At 71.0% G+C, this 21117-nt stretch carries 11 protein-coding genes and 1 pseudogene; 7 read left to right on the forward strand and 5 right to left on the reverse strand.

Going from position 1 to position 21117, the window contains the following annotated elements:
- Positions 1–41: 41 nt before the first annotated feature.
- On the forward strand, positions 42–1964 hold the full coding sequence (gene ggt, locus WME85_RS30525) for a gamma-glutamyltransferase (RefSeq protein ID WP_437826347.1): 1923 nt from the start codon (positions 42–44) through the stop codon (positions 1962–1964).
- A 35-nt stretch (positions 1965–1999) separates the two neighbouring features.
- On the opposite strand, the gene WME85_RS30530 is transcribed toward ggt, so the two are convergent.
- The 4 genes from WME85_RS30530 to WME85_RS30545 all read right to left on the reverse strand — a co-directional run bounded on the left by WME85_RS30530 (position 2000) and on the right by WME85_RS30545 (position 12457).
- The gene (locus WME85_RS30530) at positions 2000–3484 is read right to left on the reverse strand and encodes a cytochrome P450 (protein WP_437826348.1); all 1485 of its coding nucleotides are present in this window, start codon (positions 3482–3484) and stop codon (positions 2000–2002) included.
- Between the two features lie 103 nt (positions 3485–3587).
- Positions 3588–4949 (reverse strand): SDR family oxidoreductase, encoded by a 1362-nt coding sequence (locus WME85_RS30535; protein ID WP_437826350.1) that lies wholly within the window; start codon positions 4947–4949, stop codon positions 3588–3590.
- A 39-nt stretch (positions 4950–4988) separates the two neighbouring features.
- Positions 4989–5723, reverse strand: coding sequence for a 4'-phosphopantetheinyl transferase family protein (locus WME85_RS30540; protein ID WP_437826352.1), 735 nt, complete (start codon positions 5721–5723; stop codon positions 4989–4991).
- Complete coding sequence (locus tag WME85_RS30545; RefSeq protein ID WP_437826353.1) at positions 5720–12457, reverse strand: SDR family NAD(P)-dependent oxidoreductase; 6738 nt, start codon at positions 12455–12457, stop codon at positions 5720–5722. Before WME85_RS30545 ends, WME85_RS30540 begins: the two co-directional genes overlap by 4 nt.
- Before the next feature lie 403 nt (positions 12458–12860).
- Here WME85_RS30545 and WME85_RS30550 point away from each other — a divergent pair, with 403 nt between their 5' ends.
- From WME85_RS30550 to WME85_RS30575, 6 genes are all read left to right on the forward strand, one after another.
- A complete protein-coding gene (locus WME85_RS30550) occupies positions 12861–13382 on the forward strand; it encodes a MarR family winged helix-turn-helix transcriptional regulator (RefSeq protein ID WP_437826355.1) in 522 nt (173 codons plus the stop codon).
- Between the two features lie 220 nt (positions 13383–13602).
- Positions 13603–14190, forward strand: coding sequence for a superoxide dismutase (locus WME85_RS30555; protein ID WP_437826357.1), 588 nt, complete (start codon positions 13603–13605; stop codon positions 14188–14190).
- 647 nt (positions 14191–14837) lie between these two features.
- On the forward strand, positions 14838–16268 hold the full coding sequence (locus WME85_RS30560) for an N-6 DNA methylase (protein WP_437826359.1): 1431 nt from the start codon (positions 14838–14840) through the stop codon (positions 16266–16268).
- A 38-nt stretch (positions 16269–16306) separates the two neighbouring features.
- On the forward strand, positions 16307–18049 hold the full coding sequence (locus WME85_RS30565; protein WP_437826361.1) for a restriction endonuclease subunit S: 1743 nt from the start codon (positions 16307–16309) through the stop codon (positions 18047–18049).
- Complete coding sequence (locus WME85_RS30570; RefSeq protein WP_437826364.1) at positions 18046–19626, forward strand: AAA family ATPase; 1581 nt, start codon at positions 18046–18048, stop codon at positions 19624–19626. The genes WME85_RS30565 and WME85_RS30570 overlap by 4 nt, the downstream gene beginning before the upstream one ends.
- Positions 19623–20432, forward strand: coding sequence for a hypothetical protein (locus WME85_RS30575; protein ID WP_437826366.1), 810 nt, complete (start codon positions 19623–19625; stop codon positions 20430–20432). The genes WME85_RS30570 and WME85_RS30575 overlap by 4 nt, the downstream gene beginning before the upstream one ends.
- Positions 20433–20880: 448 nt before the next feature.
- Here the strand turns inward: WME85_RS30575 and WME85_RS30580 are convergent.
- A pseudogene (locus tag WME85_RS30580) lies at positions 20881–21003 on the reverse strand (sigma factor); the annotation flags it as partial.
- Between the last annotated feature and the right edge of the window lie 114 nt (positions 21004–21117).

Genomic DNA, 21117 nt, shown 5'->3' on the forward strand with positions numbered 1-21117 from the left:
GATGCCCCCTGCACGGGTGAGCCCTGCTAGGGTCCGTGACCATGGCCCAACGCAAGCATCACCTCGCCATGCTCGGTCTCCTCGTCCTGTGCGCCGCCTGCAGCCCGAACGAGAAGCTCGCCCCGGTGAGCCGCGGCGAGCCCGGCAAGGGCGACGCGGGCGCGGAGCCGGACGGCGGTGGGACCGGGACGAAAGACGACCTCTTCGCCGAGCTGCCGGAGATCGCGCCGACGGCCGCCGGGCGGGGCGGCGCGGCGGCGACCGTCGATGTGCGCGGCACCCTGGCCGCCATCGAGGTCCTGAAGAAGGGCGGCAACGCCGTGGACGCCGCCGTCGCCGCGGCGAGCGTGCTCGGCGCGACCGACCCGTTCTCGTGCGGCGTCGGCGGCGGCGGCTTCATGCTCGTGTACCTCGCCGCCGACAACAAGGTCGTCGCGATCGACCACCGCGAGACCGCGCCGTCAGGGCTCGAGGCGAGCGCCTTCTACGAGAACGGCGCCCCGATCGCGTTCGATGAGCTCGTGACGAGCGGCCTGTCGGTGGGCGTGCCCGGCACCGTGCGGGGGTGGAGCGAGGCGCTCCGCCGCTACGGCACCCTCGGGCTCAAGGACGTGCTCCAGCGGGCCATCCAGGTCGCCGAGGCGGGGTTCGCGGTCGACAAGACCTTCTTCGAGCAGACCGGCCGGAACCTGGCGCGCTTCCAGGCGATCACGAGCAGCAAGGAGCTCTTCCTCGGGCCCGACGGCGAGGCGCGGCCGGTCGGCGCCGTCTTCAAGAACCCGGATCTCGCCAGGACTTACCGCCTCATCGCCGAGGGAGGAGAGAGGGCCTTCTACGAGGGAGAGGTCGCCGAGGCCATCGTCGCGGCCGTCCGCGAGCCCCCGATCGAGCCCGGTAGCACGCTCAAGTTCCGACCCGGGGTGATCGCGCCCGCCGACCTCCAGGACTACGAGGTCCGCGTCCGCCCGGCGGTCTCGACGACGTACCGGGACTACACCATCCACGGCATGGGCCTCCCGAGCAGCGGTGGGATCACCGTGGCCGAGGCGCTCAACCTGCTCGAGGGCTTCGACCTCGAGACCCTCACGCCCGTCGAGGTGCTGCACCGCTACCTCGGCGCCTCGCGGCTCGCCTTCGCGGACCGGAACGCCTTCCTCGGAGATCCCGAGTTCGTGGAGGCCCCCGTCGCCGGGCTGCTCTCGAAGGACTACGCCGATGCCCGGCGCGACCTCATCGACCTGGACAAGGCCCCGACCGGCGCGGCCGCGCCCGGCGACCCCTTCGCGTTCCAGACCGACCCGAGCCCCTCGCCGGGCGGCGGCCAGTCGGCGCGGAAGCGGGACATGGGCGCCGGACCGAACGACGCGGGCGACAACGAGACGACGCACATCACGATCAGCGACGCGGCCGGAAACATCGTGTCCTATACGTGCACCATCGAGGCCGAGGGCGGCAATGGCATGGTCGTCCCCGGCCATGGGTTCCTGCTGAACAACGAGCTCACCGACTTCAACGTCCCGTCCGACCCGACCGCGCCGCACCCGAACGTGGCCGAGCCGGGCAAGCGGCCGCGCAGCAGCATGAGCCCGACGATCGTCATGAAGGACGGCAAGCCCGAGCTCGCGCTCGCCTCGCCGGGCGGGTCCACCATCATCACGACCGTGCTGCAGATCCTGGTCAGCTCCATCGACCTGGGCCTGCCGATCGACAAGGCGCTCGCGGCGCCGCGCATCTCGCAGCGCAACGCCAGCAACGGGTCGAGCGACGCGGAGACGGCGTTCCTGGGCACGCCGGAGGCCGAGGGGCTCAGCGCCCTGGGACACGTGTTCTCCGACGCGAACACGACAGGGGGCGAGATCGGCGCGGCCACCGCGCTCCGCTTCAACGGCGACGGCACGGTGACCGCGGTCGCCGAGCCGGTCCGCCGCCAGGGCGGGAGCGCGATGGTCGAGCAGGCGCCGTAGGCGGGACCCCGGCCCTGCCCGCGATCGGCGCCGTGTCACGCCCGGGCGCTGAACGGGCAGCCATTGGCCCTCATGGCGGCGGCCGCCACGGGCTCCGCGGCCGCGGGCTCCGCCGCGGCGGACTGCCCCCGACCCGCGGGCGCCGCGCGGGCCGCCCTCACCGGCTCGCGCCGCCGGAGGATCATCCGCATCCCGTTCACCGGCTGCAGCGAGATGAAGCCGCGGCAACGCGGGTCGAAGCCGGGGACCAGCCGGAGCCGGTACCGCTGGAGCGCCATGGCGACCATGATCTTGCCCTCGAGCTGGCCCATGAACTCGCCCAGGCAGATCCGCTGGCCGGCGCCGAAGGGGATGAAGGCGAGCTTGTCGTCCGCGCTCCGCCGGTAGTTCGCGAAGCGCTCGGGGTCGAATCGCAGCGGATCGGCCCAGAAGTCCGGGTGCCGGTGCGTGACCCACGGGACGATGGCCACCGTCGACCCCGCGGCGACGTGGTAGCCGCCGAGCTCGTCGTCCTCCAATGGGCTGCGGAGGATGAACGGCACGGAGGGCAGGAGCCGGAGGCACTCGTTGAAGACCATGCCGAGGTAAGGCATCGACTCGAAGTCCTTCGCCGTCGGGGCCCGGCCGCCGAGGACGCGATCGATCTCGTCGGTGAGCCGGGCGCTCACCTCGGGGTGCTGCGCGATCAGGTACAGCGCCCAGGAGGCGGTGACGCTCGACGTCTCGTGCCCGACCATCAGGATGGTCTTGATCTCGTCCCGGAGCTGCGCGCGGTCCATCCTCGCGCCCGTCTCGGGATCGACCGAGTTCATGAGGCGCACGAGCACGTTGTCGGCGTCGCCCGCGCCGCGCTGGTAGCCGTCGATGATGTCGTCGATCACCGTGTGAACGCGCTCCATGGCCCGGTGGAAGCGCAGGTGGCTCGGCAGCGGCCAGGAGAGGGGCGGGTTGACCAGCGAGTACATCCGCTTGAGCGCGATCGACAGCGCGTACTTGAACGCCTCGCGGACCGTGTCGGTGTGGGCCTGCAGCGCGGCGCCGAAGAACGCCTCGCCCGCGATACCGAACGTCACATCCATCATGTCGTCGTTGATGTCGCGCTCGAACTCGTCCGGCTGGGCGTCCCAGCGCCGCAGCACCGCCTCCATGTGGTCGACGATGATGGGAACGAACTTGAGGGTGTTGGCGTGGTTGAACTGGGGCTGCACGTGCCGGCGCTGGCGCCGCCAGAGGTCGCCCTCGCTGTTCACGAGGCCCCAGCCGAGCACGTGGGCGAGCTCGTGATACCGCTTGCCCTTCGGGTAGTTGCGGATGTTCGTGCGGAGGACGTGCGCGATGTCGTTCGGGTGGAACGCCATGATGAAGTCCTCGGCGCCGGGCGCCCGCAGGCGCACGACGTCGCCGTGGCGCGCGAAGAGCTCCTCGTAATGACGCATGTCCCCGGTCCTGAAATTCGCCAGGTACCGCAGGCTGGACAGCGGGCCAGGGCCCGGGGGCTGCCGATAGAGATTGGCAATCATGACTCCTCCTTCTCCGCAAGCTGACGCAAGTCGATGCAAGCAAACCCGGGTGGACGCGCGATGAGGCGACCGAGGCGCGGGGCGGCGCCGGCGATCGCGGCCTTCAGATGCACAGGGAGCCTCCGCCGTCGACGGTGAGCGTCGCGCCGTTGATCATCCGCGCCCCGTCGGACAGGAGCAGCAGGACGGCGTCGGCGACGTCCTCCTCGGTGCAGAGCCGGCCGCCCGGCGTGCGCGACTCCCAGTACGGGAGGATCCGCTCGTGATCCGGGTAGTTGCTCGTGACGTGGCCGTAGATCGGCCCGGCCGAGACGCAGTTGACCTGCACGTTGCGCGGCGCGAGCTCGACGGCGAGGGCGCGCGTGAGCGACTCGACGGCGGCCTTCACGGCGCCCATGGCGCCGAAGTGCTCGAGGTACCGCGACGACCCGTTCGACGAGAGCGCGACGATGCGCCCGCCGCCGCGCCGCTCCATCAGGCGCGCCGCGCGGAGGGCGCACTGGTGGTAGCCGATGACGTTCGTGCGGAAGGCCAGCTCCCAGTGCTCCGGGGTCGTCTGCTCGAGGGGGCCGAACCGGCCGTTGGACGCGTTGTTGACGAAGTGGTGCAGCTCGCCGACGTCGCGCTCGATCGTCTCGAAGAGCTTGTCGATGTGCGCGACGTTGGCGACGGAGCCCCAGACGTGCACCGCGTCGCCGCCGGCGGCGCAGATCTCGTCGGCGACCGCCTCGCCGTCGTCGCGCGAGTGGAAGCTGTTGACGACGACCCGCGCGCCGGTGCGCCCGAGCTTCGTCGCGATGGCGCGGCCGAGGCCGCGGCTCGAGCCGGTCACGAGGACCGTCTTGCCCGCGAGCGCGGCCCGGGCGGCCGGGGCGTGCCTGGCGGGCTCCACGTGGCCGTTGGCGTACCTGGCGGGCTCCGCGTGGCCGTTCGCGGGCCTGGCGGGCTCCACGTGGCCGTTGGCGTACCTGGCGGGCTCCGCGTGGCCGTTCGCGTGCCTGGCGGGCTCCACGTGGCCGTTCGCGTACCTGGCGGGCTCCACGTGGCCGTTCGCGTGCCTGGCGGCCTCCCCATGCCCGTTGGCGTACCCGGCGGCCTCCCCATGCCCGTTGGCGTACCCGGCGTGCCTGGCGGCCTCCCCGTGCCCGTTCGCGGGCCTGGCGGCCTCCGCGCGCCCCCCGCCGCCCGCATCGCCGTTCGGGGGAGTGGCGCCTGGACGAGCCGAGATGGTTCGCGACAGGAAGTCGCTGACGCTGGCCACCGTGCGCAGCTCGTCGGGCGTCGCCTTGAGCGCGTCCGGGAGGCCGAAATCGGCGCGCAAGGTCGCCAGGATCTCGCCGCGCTTCACCGAGTCGATGCCCAGGTCCTGCTCCAGGTCGGCGTCGGCGACGACGACCTCGTCGGGATAGCGCGTCATGCGCACGAAGACGGAGCGAACGTGTTCGAGAAGATCATGAGATTGCATCGTCAATTCCTCGTGATTGGCGTGATGGGTGGGTGACATTCATCCAGGAGCGACGGCCGGCGGGACCGGGACGGTCGCGACGAGCGCGAACGCACCGGTCAGCACGGCCCGGCCGAAGAACTGCCCGCCCCGCGCGCTCAGCGCGAAGGAGCGGACCGAGGGCTGCGCGAGGCGCGCGCCCCCCGGCGGGAACGCGACGTCGATGTCGCGGAAGGAGAACCGCGCCGGCAGCGCGAGCGCCCCCGTCTTGTAGAGCGCCTCCTTCGCGCTCCAGAGCAGCGTCTCGAGCGCGGCGCGATCCGCGCCGGCCGCCGCGCCGCGCGCGAGCCCCTCGCGCTCGCGCGGCGTGAAGTGCTCGTCCGCGAAGGCCGCCGCGCGCGCCTCGACGCGCTCGACGTCCACGCCGACGGCGCCCGCCGTGGTGACGGCCGCCGCGGCGCGGTCGCCGGCGTGCGAGAGCGACACGGCGAACGCGCCGTCCTCGAACCGCGGAGCGCCGCCCCCGGGGCCAGAGACCGCGCAGGCGAGGTAGTCCGCGCGCGGGTGCGCCTCGAGCGAGGCCGCGTCCAGCGCGACGAGCGGCGCGCTGCGGCCGGCCGCGAGCTCCAGGCGCAGCCACTTCGCCGCGACGCGCGCGCACGCGGACTGCGCCCGCCGGGCGGCGACGCGCAGCGCAGCGCAAGCGCGGCGCTCGCCCTCGGTCAGGTACGCCTCGAGGCGCGCCGCCGCGTCGGCGTCCGCCCGCGCGACGGCGATCGCGAGCGGCGGCGTCACAGCGCCCCCATCGACGACAGCGACGCCGGCGCCGCCGGGCGCGCCTCCGCGGCCACGCGCCCGACGACGCGCCCCTCGAGCCCCTCGACGTCGAGGAGCACGCCGCCCGCCGGGTCGAGCGCCTGCGCCCACGCGCCGAGGACGCGATCGTCCGCGGCGGCCGGCACCGTGGCGACGAGCCGGACCGGGCCGCCCGCGTCGCGGATCGCGAGGTCGTTCGCGGCCGCGCCGAAGCGGATGCGGTCGACCCCGCCCGCGGCGCACACGGGGAACGCGCCCGACTCGTCGCGGCGCAGGGTGCCGAGCGTCAGGAGCGCGTCGAGCAGGAGGAACGGCGTGGCGGCCGCGCGCTGCCGCTCCAGGGCGGGGTCGGACGTGAGCTGGAGCCGGGCGGACTTGAGCGCGGCCCCGAGCACGAACGACCCGACGTGATCGAACCAGCCCGCGTGCCGGACCGGCGAGCCGGGGCTCGCGTAGGGATCGCGGAACAAGGGCCCGTCGACGCGCGCGGCGCGGCGCGGCGCGAGGGCGTCGCGGCCGCCGTGGATCGCGCCGAGCTCGACGACGCACGTCGCGAAGACGACGTTGGCGCGGAGGACGACGCCCGACCGGTGGACGAAGTCGCCGCGCACCTCGACGGCGCACGCGGCGCGGCCGCCGGCGAGCCGCTCGCGGCGGGTCGTCACCGCGCGCACGTCGCGCGCCGCGCCGTCGGGCAGGCGCAGGAACTCGAGGAAGCGCACGTCGCGGACCTCGCGGACGAGCGCGCCGCCCTCCGCCGCCGTCGCGAGCGCGTGCCGGACGCAGAGCTCGACAAGGAACGCGCCGGCCACGACGGCGCTCGAGCGCGCCCGGTGGTCGGCCAGCCACGGGTCGACGCGCGGATCGAGCGTCCAGGTGCTGCTCGGCGCGACCGCCGACGGAGCGCTGGCCGGCGCGCCCGCCGCCGCAATGCGCGGGGCGAAGCGCTCGATCTCGCTGTCCGTGAGCAGGACCTGCGCCGCGCCGACGGGGCGCTCGGCCACGAGGTCGAGGAAGATGCGCCGGCCCTCCTCCGGCTCGACGCCCCGGAGCCCGCGCGCCGCGCCGAGCGCGCTGTACTCGGACCCGGCGGTCATGCCGACGCCGTTCCAGCCGAGCCAGGCGATGCTGGACCACGGACCGGCGTCCGCCTCGGCCGCGAAGTACGCGGCGGCGCGGTTCATCGCCTCGTTGGCCGCGCCGTAGTCGGGCTGCCCGTCGTTCCCGAGCACGCTGAACGCGGACGTGACGAGGTGGACGTGCGGACGCGCGGCGGGCAGGTGGCGCGCGAGGGCGCGGCGGAGGTGGGCGAGGCCGGCGAGCTTCGTGTCGACGATCCGCTCGAACAGGTCGAGCGACTTCGACGTGAGCCGGCTCGACGCCTGGATGCCGGCGCCGTGCACGACAAGGTCGACCCGGCCGTACGCCGCCGCGACCGCCGCGACGGCGCGGTCCACGTCCTCGGCCCGCGTGACGTCGACGGCGTGGTAATCGACGATCCCGCCCCGGGAGCGCAGGTGGGCGAGGACGCGGTGCGCCTCGCGCGCCGCCCGGATGCGCGCGTAGCGCTCGCGCAGCGCGACCATCCGCGCGCCCCGGTCTTCGCGCAGCGCCTCGGCGTAGAAGTCCCGCTCGTACGCGTCGAACTCCGCGTCGGTCATCGCGACCGTGCGCGGCGGGGCGTCCTCGAGCCGCGAGCGCCCGAGGAGCACGGCGCGGCAGCCGAAGCGGTCGAGCAGGCCCTCGACGAACTGCGCCGTGATGCCGCGCGCGCCGCCGGTCACGAGCGCGACGGCGTCGGCGCCGAGGGGCTCGCGCGCGCGGGCAGGCCGCGCGGACGAGGCGCGGGTGAGCTGCACGGCGTGCCGCGCGCCGCCGAGATCGACCACCTCCTCGGGCGCGGCCGGCCGGGCGCGCCGCCACTCGTCGGAGAGCGCGCCGAGCGCCGCCGCGACGTCCCGCGCGTCGGTGTGGACGACCCGCACGTCGCCGCCCGGCAGCTCGCGCGCCAGCGACTTCACGAAGCCGCCGACGGCGCCGCTCAGCGGGGCGAGCCGCGCTGCCGCGTCCACGGCGCCGACGACGACGGCGGCGAACCACACGTCGCCGCGCGCGATGGCGTCGTGGTAGCGGCGCGCCGCGCCGAACAGCGCGCGCAGAGCCGGCCGGTACGAGCCCGGCGCGCCGTCGACGAACGCGCGCGCGTCGCCGGCGCGGGTGAGCACGACGACCGCGTCGACATCGTCGGGCGCGAGGGCGGCGAGCGACGCGCTGAGCCGCGCCTCGTCGCGGGCGTCGATCGACGGGCTGCCGCCGTCGCCGGCCGCGGCCTCCGGCGCCGCGAGGGAACGCGGGCTACCGGGCTCGGCCGTGGCCGCAGCGGGCGCCGCCTCGCCGGCGAGGGCGAGGACGCGCGCGCCGGCGGGCGCCGCGCGCCGCGCGTCTGCGACCAGCGCCGCGTCGGTGCAGACGAAGAGGACGCGCGACGGGACGCGCGCCGCGGGCCCGCTCGCCGGCGCGGGCGCGATCCCGGGGACGTAGACCTGGATCGGCGTGCCCGTCGTGAAGCCCGCGGGCGCGGCAGCCGCGGCGGGCTGGGCGTCGCCGGCAGGCGCCACCTGGGCGTCGCCGGCAGGCGCCACCTGGACGGCGCCAGCAGGCGCCACCTGGACGGCGCGGGGGTCGGACGGCCAGCGCACGACCGCGGCGGCAGCCCGTCGATCGACGCCCGCGCCCCGGATCGCCGCGTGGAGCTCGATGACCCCCTCGGCCCCGCGCAGCCGCGCGCCCGGGCCGCCGACCGAGAGCTCCCGGCCGGGGAGGCCGCCCTCCGCGCCGCCGGCGGCGACGTGGAGGCGCGCGAGCACCGGCCAGGCGTTGCGCGCGGCGGTGTCCTCGGTGCACAGCGCCACGAGCAGCGCCGCCTCGCCCACCGGCCGCGGGTCGTCGGCCGCGGAAGCGCCGCGGGCGACCTCGTCGCTGAACGCGTTGACCGCGCCCGCGAGCACGACCTCGCAGTCGCCGTCGAGCACGAGATCCGCGGCCGCGAGCGCGTCGAGCAGCGAGGTCGCGGAGGTGTCGACCACGAAGTTCGGCCCGCGCAGGCCGAGGACGTTGGCGACGCGCCCCGAGATGATGTTGGGCATGTTGCCCGGCTGCGTGTAGGGCCCGGTCGCGGGCGATCCCGCGCGGAGCGCGTCCACGACGCGGCCCGCGAGCGCCGGGCTCACGCCGCGCGCGCGGAGCGCCCGGGCCACGCGATCGCCGAAGATCCGCTCGTTGGCGCGCGCGCCGCGGCGGGTCTTGCCCTCGTGGCCGACGACGACGCCGATGCGGTCGCCCATCTCGCGGGCGGGCAGCGCCGCGAGCGCCTTCTCGGCGGCCATGGCCGCGAGGAGCTGCGTCGGGTCCATCTCCTCGAGCGCGTCCGGCAGGACCCGCGCGCCGGCCGGGAGCCGCAGCGCGCGCTCGTCGAACGCGAGGACGCCCGAGGGCGCGTCCGCGGGCGCCCCGCCGGCCCCCGGGAAAACGGCCCCGAGCCCGACGACGCACAGCGCGCGGCCGGCGCCCCGCGGGGGCGGGCGCGAGGCGCGGCGGCCGGGCCGGAACTCCTCGACGACGAGGTGGGCGTTGGTGCCGCCGAAGCCGAAGCTGTCGAGCGCGGCGCGCAGGGTGCCGCCGCCCTCGGCGGTCCCCTCCGTCGTCCACGGCGTCCAAGGCGCGGCCGCCGTGGCGATGGCGAACGGCGAGCCCGAGAGGTCGATGCGCCCGCTCGGCGCCTTGAACCCGTGCTGCGCGAAGAGCGTGCGCTCCCGCATCGCGAGCACGACCTTGATGAGCGACGCGACGCCGGCGGTCCAGCCCGTGTGGCCGAGCAGCGACTTGACGCTGCCGAGGGCGATGCGCGGCGCGCCCGCGTCGCCGGCGTCGTCAGCGAACACTTCCGCGAGCGCCTGGAACTCGGTGGCGTCGCCGACCGGCGTCGCCGTGGCGTGCGCCTCGACGTACTGCACGGCGCGCGGCGCGACGCCGGCCTGCGCGTAGGCGCGCCGCATCGCCAGTGTCTGCCCGCGGCGCTGCGGCACCGTGACCGACGGGCTCGGGCCGTCGCTCGACAGGCCGCTGCCGAGCAGCACGGCGTCGACGCGATCCCCCCGCGCGCAGGCGTCGTCGAGCCGCTCGAGGACGACGACGGCGGCGCCCTCGCCGAACACGACGCCGTCGGCCGAGGCGTCGAACGGGCGGCTGCCGGTCGCGGAGAGGCCGCCGAACTGCGAGAACTGGCACGCGTTGGTCGGGCCGGGCTGGTAGGCGCCGCCGGCGATCACGACGTCGGCGAGGCCGCGGCGCAGCATCGCGGCGCCGAGGTGTACGGCGTGCATCGACGACGCGCAGGCGGCGTCGACGACCACCGTGTGCACGCCCTCCCCCACGACGTCGCGCACGACGCGCGCGAGCGGCTCGAGGTGGCCGCGGCACGCGGCGCGCCGCTCGGCGTCGAGCCCGAGCTCGTCCGCGAGCGCGCCCACCACGGCCGCGCGGGCCGCCGCGTCCGCGGCGACGCCGGCGAGCGCGCGCTCGACGCCGAGCAGCAGCGTCGCCTCGTCGTGCTCGATCGAGCCGTCCGCGGTCGAGCCGAGGAGGCACGCGATCCGCAGCGGCGCGCGGTCGCGGAGCACGTCCGCGCGCGACCTGGCCTCCGCGAGCGCGCACGCCAGCATGCGCGCCGTCTTGGGCAGCCGCTCGAGGGTGCGGGCGTCGTACCCGGTGCGCTCGGCGTACGGCCCGAGCGCGTCGACGGTGCCGGTCAGCAGGCTGTAGGTCTTGTCGGCGGCGCGGCCGCCGGGGCTCAGGAAGTCGGTGGCGAGCGCCGGGTTCCGCTCGCCGCTGTCGACGATCCCGCTCGTGCCGGCGAGCAGCTGCGCCAGGTAGGCGTCGACGCCGCCGGCCCCCGGGAGCACGGCGCCCATGCCGACGATCGCGATCGGCACGGCGCCCTCCGGCGAGGCGGCGCCGCCGGCGGTCGCCGCGCCCGCGCCCGGGCGGCGGGCGTCCCGGTCGTCGCCGGGCAGCGGCGCGACCTCGGTCAGCGGGTGCCCCGCGGCGCGCAGCGCCTCGACGACGCGCCGGTGCTCGGCCGCGACGTCCTCGCCAGCGCGGAACGTCGAGATCACGCGCAGGCCGGGCTCCTGCGGCGCGCTCCGCCGCACGAGCGCGGTCAGGGTGCTGCCGCCGCCGCACTCGACGAAGGTGCGGCAGCCGGCCGCGACGAGGTCGCGCACCGCCGCTCCGAAGTCGAGCGGCGTCACGAGGTGCATGGGGAGCAGGCGCGCGGGCGCGAGCGGCCCCTCGCCGTAGTGGACCCGATCGATCGGCGAGAACGTGGCGAGCGCCGGCCGCGCCGCGGCGGCGCGCCCGAGGGCGCTCGCGAACGGGCCGATCGCCGGCGCGAGCAGGGGCGAATGGAACGGATAGCGGCTCGCGAGCACGGTCGCGCGGACGCCCGCGCCCGCGAGCCGCCGCTCGAGCGCCGCGATGCCGTCCGCCGTCCCCGAGGCGACCGCCTGGTCGGCCCCGTTGGCCACGGCGACGAACACGTCGTCCCGGGCCAGCGCCTGCACCTCGTCGCGCAGGCGGTCGGCGCCGGCGTGCGCCGCGAGCATGCGGCCCGGCGGCGCGCTGCGGAGGGCGAGCACCCGCCGGCACACGACCTCCGCGGCCGTGGCGAGGGAGAAGGCGCCGCTCGCGGCCAGCGCGGCGATCTCCCCGAAGCTGTGCCCGGCCACGACGTCGGCCGCGAGCCCGGCGGACCGGAGCAGCGCGGCGGCGACGTGGCCCTGGACGAGGATGCCGAGCTGGTCGAGGTCGGCGCACGCCTCGAGCGCCGCCCGCGCCTCGGCCTCGCCGCCGGCCACGAGCGCCGCGAGCGACGCGCCGAGCAGCTCGCGCGCCGCGGGCTCCGCGGCGGCGACGGCCTCGCGCGCGGCGTCAAAGCGCGCGTGGAGCCCGCGCAGGAGCCGCAGATCGAACGAGCCCTGGCCGGGCAGGAGCAGCGCCACCTTCGCGCGGCCTCCCTCCGCCGGCTCGCCTCCTCGCGCCGGCTCGCCTCCCCGCGCCGGCTCGCCTCCTCGCGCCGACGCATCCTCCGCGCCCCACTGCTTACGGTGCGGGTGCGACGCGTGCAGCGGGCCGCGCGCCACCTCGATGGCGTGCTGGAGCAGGTGCTCGGGGAAGAGCTCGCGCAGCGCCGAGCCGCCGCGCAGGGCGAGCTCGACGAAGCGCGGGTGCGCCACGCGCTCGTCGAGGGCCCCGGCGTGCATCGTCACCGATCGGGGCAGCGGCGCGAGCTCCTCGCTCGCCGCCGCGACGGCGACGATCCGCTGGTAGCCGCACGCCACCGGCTCGCCGTCGAACCGGACCGTGCGGAAGTAGCCGTACGCGCTCGAGCGCGTGACGGCCCCGAGCGTCATGAAGATCGCGACGCGCTCCCCCACGCGGACGGGCGCCAGGTTCCGGCTGTACCCCTCGGTGGTGAGCAGCCGGATCGCCGCGCGATCGTCCTCGTGCGGGAGCGTCCCGTCAGCGGCCTCGGCGAAGTAGAGCGTCTCCCGCGCGATGCACTGGAAGCGGAAGTTGGTGAGGAAGTGATGGCTCCCGTAAGCCATGGTGTCCTCGAACTTCACGCAATACGGAACGACGAAGAACGCGCCCATGAATCGTCTCCTCGCGGCCCTCGCGCGCGGCGTGGACGACGACGCACACCCGGCGCCGCGTACCGGCGCCGCGCCTCGTCCGTCTCTCACCGCTGCGCCGTCTGGACCGTCAAAACATGTGTACCTACACGCAATCGCCCGCGCGCCACCGGCGAGCGCACGACCGCCGGCCGCGCGACGGTGCGCGCAGGGGCGCCACCGCAGCCCGGACGGCTGGCGGATCGATCGATCGTCCGATCGCTCGGAGCGCGCCACGGCCCTCAGGGCCTGGCCGAGCCAGCGCGTCGAGCCGACAAGGCGCGCCGCGTTGACGGGATAGGTGTACCTGCACCTGTACAGATGTCAAGCAGTCCTGAACGGCTGGATTTGACGGGCTCGCTGTTGACAGTGTACATACACTTTTGTGGTTGATTTTGCGCGCGCCGCCCAGACCATCGCCAACCAGTGCGCGCTCGTGCGCGTGCGCCGCGCGTCCCGCGCGCTGACGCGGCTCTACGATGAGAGCCTGCGGCCCGCGGGGCTCCAGTCGACGCAGCTGACGATGCTCGCCGCGGTCGCGACGTGCGGCGACGGGGGCGTGAAGCTCAGCGCGCTCGCGGACGGTCTCGTCATGGACCGCACGACGCTCACGCGGAACCTCGTGCCGCTGGAGAAGGCCGGTCTGCTGCGCGTGGCGCGCGCGCCCGACGACGCGCGCGTCCGCCTCATCTTCCTCACGCGCCAGGGCGAGCGCGCCATCGAGGCGGCGTTCCCGCTCTGGGAGCGGACCCAGAAGCACGTCCGCGAGCAGCTCGGCCCCAGCGAGGCCGACGCGCTCCGCGAGGAGCTCGGCCGCGTCGTGGCGATGGCGACGCGGTCCGAGAAGGCGCCGGTGGAGCCGGAGGCGGCGCCGCCGGCGCGCTCGGGCAAGCGCAAGGCGAAGTGACGGGCGCCGTGGGCGGCGCGGCGCCGTCGAGCGACCGCCCGGGCTGACGCGAGGTCGCTCGACGGCGCCGCGCCGCCGGGGCGGGCGGGCACCGCCGGCGCCGACGCGGGGATCCCGGCGCCGGCGCGGATTGACGGGCAGCGCCCCGGGTTCGAGAGGTTCGAGGGTCGAAGGGCGCGCGCCTCCTCGCAGCGCGCACCGACGAGACAAGGAGGACACGATGGATTTCGCGGTCGCGCCGCTCCCCTACCCCAAGGACGCGCTGGAGCCGGCCATGAGCCGGGAGACGCTCGAGTTTCATTACGAGAAGCACCACAAGGGCTACATGGCGAAGCTCAAGAGCCTGATCGAGGGCAAGCCCGAGGCGAGCGGGCCCCTCGTCGATGTCGTGCGCGCGAGCTCGGGCGCGGTGTTCAACAACGCAGCTCAGGTCTGGAATCACACCTTCTTCTGGGAGGGCATGAGGCCGGACGGCGGCGGCCCCCCGCCTTCCGGCGACGTGGGCGACCTCATCGCGGGGCTCGGCGGCTGGGAGAGGTTCCGCCGCGACTTCATCGCCGCCGGCGTCGCGCGGTTCGGCTCGGGGTATGCGTGGCTCGTGCTCGACGGCGGCAGGGGCAGGATCGTCGACACGCCGAACGCGGAGACCCCGCTGACCACGGGCTCGGCGCCGCTCCTCACGTGCGATGTCTGGGAGCACGCCTATTACCTGGATCACCGCAACAACCGGCAGGCCTTCCTGGAGGTGTTCCTCGACCGGCTCGTGAGCTGGGACTGGGTCGCCAGGAACCTCCGCGCCGCGCAGTAGGTCGCCGCGGGGTTCCCGCGCACGGTGGGGGGGCTCGCGGTGGTCCTCGATCTTGGCCAGCGCGAACATCGGGTTGGCCACGGCCGGGTGTCCTCTGATTATAGCGATTTCCCCGGCGAAACCGCTCGGAAGCGGGCGGGAGAGATGCCGGCAGGACGGGGTATGTCATAGCCCCAGTGGCGCGTTGCGCGGGGGTGGTGCGATGACCCGGCGCTGGCTTCCGAACGGGCGTGGATGGCTCCGGGTCGTGGATGGCCCCGGGTCGTGGACGACGGCAAGCGCGCCGCACCCGCGCCAGGGACGCCCGTAGTTGCGACAGCCAGCGCAGTCGCGACCGCGACCGCTGAGGTGCCCGCCGCGGTGACACCCGAGGCTCCTCGCTCGGTGGCGCTACCGTACACCGCGGTAGCGCTGGCAGCTTCCACGGAGCCGGCGGGCCAGCGCGGCCGGTTCAGCTGGACACCTCGCCCTCCCAAGCCGCTACCCCCACCGGGGAAGCAGTTACGGCTGTTCCCCGAGGGTGAGCAGTGAGCCGGCGTCACGTCGGCGGTTCCAGGCCGGCGGCCGCTTCCGGGCGCTCGACGACCTGTAGCGAACAATCTTCGCGAAGGCGGCGAGCTTACTGTGGTACGCAGAGCGCGCCCCCGATGACGTCCGCCGACATCTCACGCAAGCTCTGGGACCTATGCCACGTCTTGCGGGACGACGGTATCACGTACCACGAGTACCTGACGGAGCTGACGTACCTCATCTTCCTCAAGATGGCGAAGGAGACGGGGACCGAGAAGCTGCTCCCGAAGGGGTGCCGGTGGAATGATCTCGCGGTGCTGGAGGGTGACGCACTCCTCGCCTCCTACCGCGACGCACTGGAGTGCCTTGGTACGCGCGCCTCCGAGCGCGTCAAGGCGATCTTCGCCCGCGCCCGGACGTCGATCAAGCAGCCGAAGAACCTGCTGACGCTGGTGACCGAGATCGATCGGCTCGACTGGCACGACGCGCAGGCCGAGGGACTCGGCGGCATGTACGAGGACCTTCTCGAACGGAACGCCACCGAGAAGAAGGCCGGCGCCGGGCAGTACTTCACGCCGCGCCCGTTGATCGACTGCATTGTGCGGCGGGTGCAACCGAACCCGCGGGAGATCGTGCAGGACCCCGCCGCCGGCACCGCGGGGTTCCTGATCGCGGCGGACCGTTACATCAAGGCTCGCAGCCACGGCCTCGACGACCTTGACGCGGCCGACCGCGATTTCCAGCGGAAGAAGGCATTCCACGGCATCGAACTGGTCGAGGACACCCACCGCCTCGCACTGATGAACCTGATGCTGCACGGCATTGAGGCGAAGTTCCATCACGCCGACTCGCTCTCCGAGGACGGCGCGGCACTCCTCCCCCAGGCGGACGTGATCCTCACAAACCCGCCGTTCGGGACCAAGAACGGCAGCGGCGTGCCCAGCCGCAAACTCCCGTTCCCGACCTCGAACAAACAGTTTTCCTTCTTGCAGCACGTCTACGGCGGCCTCAAGCCCGGAGGCCGGGCGGCCGTGGTCCTGCCGGACAACGTGCTCTTCGAGGCGAATACCGGGGCGCAGATCCGCGCGGATTTAATGGATAAGTGCGACCTGCACACGATCCTGCGGCTGCCGACCGGGATCTTCTACGCTCAGGGCGTGAAGACCAATGTTCTATTTTTCACGCGCGGCGAGGAGAAGAAGGACAAGGGGAACACCAGGGCGGTGTGGATCTACGACATGCGGGCGAACATGCCCTCGTTCGGGAAGCGGACGAAGTTCGGGGACGAGCACTTCACGGATTTCGAGAAGGCATTCGGGAGCGATCCTTACGGAAAGAGCAAGCGAAAGGACCTGGGAGAGACGGGGCGATTCCGGAGGTTCACGCGGGAGGAGGTCAAGGCCCGATGGGATAACCTCGACATCGCATGGCTGAAGGACGAGAGCGCGCAGGGGGCAGATGATCTGGCGGAGCCGGCGGAGATTGCGGCGGAGATCCTGGAGAAGCTGCGGATCGCGACGGAGGAGATGGAGGGACTGAGTATCATGCTCGAAGGAGAGACACTTTGAGCAAAGATTTGCCTCCGGGATGGCATGTAACGGAGCTCATGGAGCTCATAGCAGAAGGGCCCACCAATGGCTATTCTCCACAAAGTGGCCATGATGCAGCCGGAACGCTTACCCTTAAGCTGACGGCGACTACAGGTGGAAAAATGCGCCTCGACGCAAATGCAACGAAGCGCATCTACGAGCACATTCCGGCCGATTCAAAGCTCTGGCTGCAACCGAATGACATACTCATTCAGCGAGCAAACACCCTGGAGCACGTCGGAACAGCCGCCATCTATGATGGACCGCCGGCAACTTACATATACCCCGACTTGATGATGCGCGTTCGAGTGACGGGGGCTGTCATACCATCATTCTTATGTCTATACCTCAACACGGACGCACCTCGCACATTTCTTCGTGACCGGGCAACCGGCACGGCGGGGAACATGCCCAAGGTGAGTGGTTCAACCGTCCGAGCCATTCCTGTACACCTAGCGCCAATCCCCGAGCAGCGTCGCATCGTCGCCAAGCTCGAAGCCCTGACAGCCAAGAGCGACCGGGCGAAGACGGCGCTCGAAGCCATCCCCCCGCTCTTCGATCGGCTTCGCCAGTCCGTGCTCTCGGCCGCCTTCCGGGGCGACCTTACCGCCGCGTGGCGCGCGAAGAACCCGGACGTGGAGCCCGCCGAGGAGTTGCTGAAGCGCATCGGCGCCGAGCGGCGGCGACGGTGGGAGGAGGCGGAACTCGCCCAAATGCGGGCGAAGGGGAAGGTGCCGGGGAACGATCGGTGGAAAGAGAAGTACGAGGAGCCGGCACCGGTAGACGCGAGCGAGCTGCCGAAACTGCCAGAGGGGTGGTGCTGGGCGAGATTGGAGGAATTGCGAGCACCTGATGCACCGATCGTTTACGGAATCATCCAGCCCGGAGATGATGTCCCTGGTGGTGTTCCGTACGTGCGGCCGATTGACATGACGAACGATGGTGGCATCGACTTTACGTCTATAAAGCGAACGAGCGATGAGATCGCAAAGCAATATGAGCGTGCCAGTATCAAGACGGGAGACGTTATCCTGTCCATTGTGGGCACTATTGGCAAGGTCGTCATCACGCCCGCAGCGCTGAACGGCGGCAACATCACTCAGTCTTCAGTTCGCATCCGCACGCCCGATGGGATGCCCTGGAACTACATGCGTTTTGCTCTGCTGTCTCCGCAGCTCCGCAAGCAATATGATCGCTTTCGCTTTGGCAACGCGGTGCAGCGACTCAATGTTGAGCACGTCCGCGACCTAGTCGTTCCGCTTGCCCCCACGGCGGAGCAACGGGAACTGACATCCCGTCTCGAGAGCGCGCTCCAGCGCGTTCCAAATGGGCTGATCCGGGCGCTACAGGAGCGATTTTACGACATGGAACGCGCCATCCTCGCCAAAGCCTTCCGAGGCGAGTTGGTCCCGCAGGATCCAAACGACGAGCCCGCGTCGGACCTGCTCGCGAGAATCCGCAGCGGTCGCGGAATCGCCAGCGGCGCCGGCAAGCCCACGCGCACCAAGGGGACCCGAGCTCCACGTAGCCAGATCAAGGCAGAGATCGTCATGCTCACACGAAAAGACGTCACGAAGTCGTACCTATCCGGCATTCTCAAGGACCGCGGTCCGCTCACCGCCGAAGCCCTCTGGAATGCCTCGCAGCTCCAGATCGACGACTTCTACGATCAGCTTAAGGAGGAGGAGGCGCGAGGCCTGCTAAGGGAGAAGCGGGGCGACTCGGCGAGCGCTCCTCGCATTTTGGAGGCGCGCACATGAGGCTCGATCGCCTGAGCATCCCTAGTTACCGAAATCTACGGAATTTCGAGATCGACTTCGATGAGTCGCAGGCGACCACCGTACTGCTCGGCCGAAATGGAACTGGCAAATCGCACCTCATCGAATCGATTGTGGAGATATTCCGCGAACTCGAGCTCGGCGGCGCTCCGCCATTCGCCTATGTCATGGAGTACGTATGTCGCGAGCGAGCCATCAAGGTCGACGCTAACCCCGAACGATCAAACAAACGGATTGCGATTACAGTTGACGGGAAGCCGGTGACGCAAACGGCTTTCCAGCGGAACCTCGACACGTATCTCCCGAACTACGTCTTCGCTTACTACTCCGGCTGGAGTAGTCGCCTCGAGCGCCATTTCGATCGCCCTACGCGCAAACATTACGAGCGCATTCTTAAGAGCCCAGATCGCGAGCTGCCTCTCCGCCGCCTATTTTTTTGCCGTAAGGAATATAGCCAGCTCGTGTTACTGGCCTTCTTCCTCGCAAAGTCTGACAGTGCACGCGAATTGCTTGAGCACTATCTTGAAATAAGGCACTTCGAGTCGGCGCTTTTTGTGCTAAAGTCCCCATGGTGGCGCGGCAGCGGGTCACCCAAAAAGTTCCAGATCGCCGAAGGCGACGCCCGTTTCTGGTACGCACGCGGAGCATTCAAGGGGTTTCTCGAACGCGTGTGGCGACGCTCACTGGCTCCGATCAGGAACAATGAGACCGTTGAGCGAGACGTGCGTCGACAGGGAGAGAGCACAGAACGACTTTATCTTTTCATAAAGAACGAGTCGGAGCTCGCTGGCCTTAAGGAAGACGGGGACGATTCGAAGGCTCTGTTCGGCTACCTCGAAAGCCTCTTCCTTTGCGACCTTATCGACGAGGTACGGGTCACCGTAGAGCGCACCGACGGGACACGCGTGAAGTTCTCGCAGATGAGCGAGGGCGAGCAGCAATTGCTGACCGTTCTCGGCTTGCTCCTGTTCACGCAGAACGATGAGTCTCTATACCTCCTTGACGAGCCCGACACCCACCTGAACCCCGTCTGGACCTATGACTTTCTCAAGCTGCTTCAGGAGAACATCCGGGCCGACAAGGGTCAGCTCATCGTCGCGACTCACAACCCGCTAATGATTGGTAGCCTGCGGAAGAACCAGGTGCGCATCCTGACGGCCGAGCATAGTGGAATCGCAGCCGCTGAGCCCGAGTACGACCCAATCGGCGTTGGCGTCGAGGGGCTGCTCAAGTCAGAACTCTATGGGTTGCGGTCAACATTGGCGCCGGAAGTACTGAAGAAGCTCGACAGACATTATCTGCTTCTCGGCAAGGTCGACAAAACCGATGAGGAGCAAGAAGAAATAATGCAGCTGGCGGCGGAGCTCAACGAACTGAGGGTCGTCCGTACTCATCCAAACCCGTATTTCGAGCAGTTTGCCAACGCGATGGCACGGCGCTTCCCACACACGGACGTTGCTCTCTCCAGGGATGAAATCGACGCACAGACGAAGCTCGCGGACGACGTCTTGGCTGAAGTCCTCGAGGAGGAGCGCGACGCCGAAGGGGGTGCCCCGTGAGACACATTCCGCTTCTCAACCACACGCCGGATGCCGCATGGACCGCTAAGGCCACAGCACTCGTCACTCAGCTGAAGGCCGCTCCTGATGCTGCTGCACGTAACGAGATCATCGACAAGAACAGCGCTGTATGGGGCGAGCTGAAGCAGTGGCTACTGGAGCTGTCGCACCAGAAGTGCTGGTTCTCCGAGGCCAAGGACTGTTTTAACCACTGGGATGTGGAACACTACAGGCCGAAGAAGAGCGCAAAGGACGCTGACGGAACGGAGCATGATGGGTACTGGTGGCTCGCGTTCGACTGGCAGAACTTCCGTATTTGCGGCAATGCTGGCAACCGCAAGAAGGGCACGTTCTTTCCCCTTCGACCGGGCTGCACGCGTGCAGTGGCGCTCGGCGATGTGCGCCAAGAGGATCCCCAGCTTCTCGATCCCATCGACGAGGATGATCCTGGGCTACTCTCGTTCAACCTGGAGGGCCACGCCATTCCAGCCCCGCACATCACCGATGGGTGGGAGAAGGCTCGCGCGGAATTTTCCGTCGATCGATATAATTTGAACTTTTCACCGCTCATGGGCAAACGGAAGACTGTCTGGGCGGAGTGCTGGAATCGTATACAAGAGTACCTAAAAGATCTCGCAATCTACCACGCCGACAAGACCAATGGAATCGCGAGAGATCGTTACAAGCGAGCTCTCAAGCGTGTGCGCGAGCTCATGCGTGATGAACAGGAGTTGTCAGCTGTTGCTCGCGCATGCGTCCTTAGTAGCGGAGATCCGCGAGTAACCAGTCTGCTACAATCGACATGACCTATGACGCTGATCGCGCTCCGATCATTGAGCGCCAGAACGTCCGGACGGAAGGAAGTGGCGGTGGCGTTGTGATAGTTAATACTGCGTCACGCGGCGCGGCGGGCGCGCGTCTCGATGGACAGCCTGCATGTCGAGGAGCGCGTCCGCCGCGCCCCCGGCTCGCGCCGGCGCCGCCAGCGCCCTCAGGCGCGGCTCGCCGATCATCGTGAGCCTGTCGGCATATCCGGCGGCCGCGAGATGCCGCGAAGGCGCCGCCGATGAACCCCTTCGCGCCGAGCACGAAGATCTCCATACCTCCTCCTCGGCGCCCAAGGCCCCGGCGCGCCTCGGTCCAGCAGCCGATCCGCGCACTCAGCTCACGCTCAGCCCGCCGTCAATCCCGAGGACCTGACCGGTCATCCAGGTGACCTTTGGATTGGAGAGCACCACGATCCAGTGGGCCACCCAGCCAGACCTCCTGCACCGCGTCATCCGCCTCGTCTGCCGAGCCGAGCATGCGGAACGCGACCGCCCGCAGGTGGCTGCGAGACCGGTCGAACTGCTCGGCCAGCTCGGCCTGGCTGATCATCGGTCACCTTTCGTGTTCGCGGGTCGTCATACTCCCAGCGAGTGGACGGCGCAAGATCGACAAGGAGGCGTATATGCGTGCACTGATGATCCGTTATCAGGTGTACGTGATATC

It is taken from the genome of Sorangium sp. So ce1153 (assembly GCF_051521595.1).
GTDB lineage: Bacteria > Myxococcota_A > Polyangia > Polyangiales > Polyangiaceae > Sorangium.

What these genes read in the sequence shown, in the direction of transcription:
- ggt (WP_437826347.1), top strand. Translation starts at nt 42, where the DNA reads ATGGCCCAACGCAAGCATCACCTCGCCATGCTCGGTCTCCTCGTCCTG.
- WME85_RS30530 (WP_437826348.1), bottom strand. Translation starts at nt 3,484, where the DNA reads ATGATTGCCAATCTCTATCGGCAGCCCCCGGGCCCTGGCCCGCTGTCC.
- WME85_RS30535 (WP_437826350.1), bottom strand. Translation starts at nt 4,949, where the DNA reads ATGCAATCTCATGATCTTCTCGAACACGTTCGCTCCGTCTTCGTGCGC.
- WME85_RS30545 (WP_437826353.1), bottom strand. Translation starts at nt 12,457, where the DNA reads ATGGGCGCGTTCTTCGTCGTTCCGTATTGCGTGAAGTTCGAGGACACC.
- WME85_RS30555 (WP_437826357.1), top strand. Translation starts at nt 13,603, where the DNA reads ATGGATTTCGCGGTCGCGCCGCTCCCCTACCCCAAGGACGCGCTGGAG.
- WME85_RS30560 (WP_437826359.1), top strand. Translation starts at nt 14,838, where the DNA reads ATGACGTCCGCCGACATCTCACGCAAGCTCTGGGACCTATGCCACGTC.
- WME85_RS30565 (WP_437826361.1), top strand. Translation starts at nt 16,307, where the DNA reads ATGGAGCTCATAGCAGAAGGGCCCACCAATGGCTATTCTCCACAAAGT.
- WME85_RS30570 (WP_437826364.1), top strand. Translation starts at nt 18,046, where the DNA reads ATGAGGCTCGATCGCCTGAGCATCCCTAGTTACCGAAATCTACGGAAT.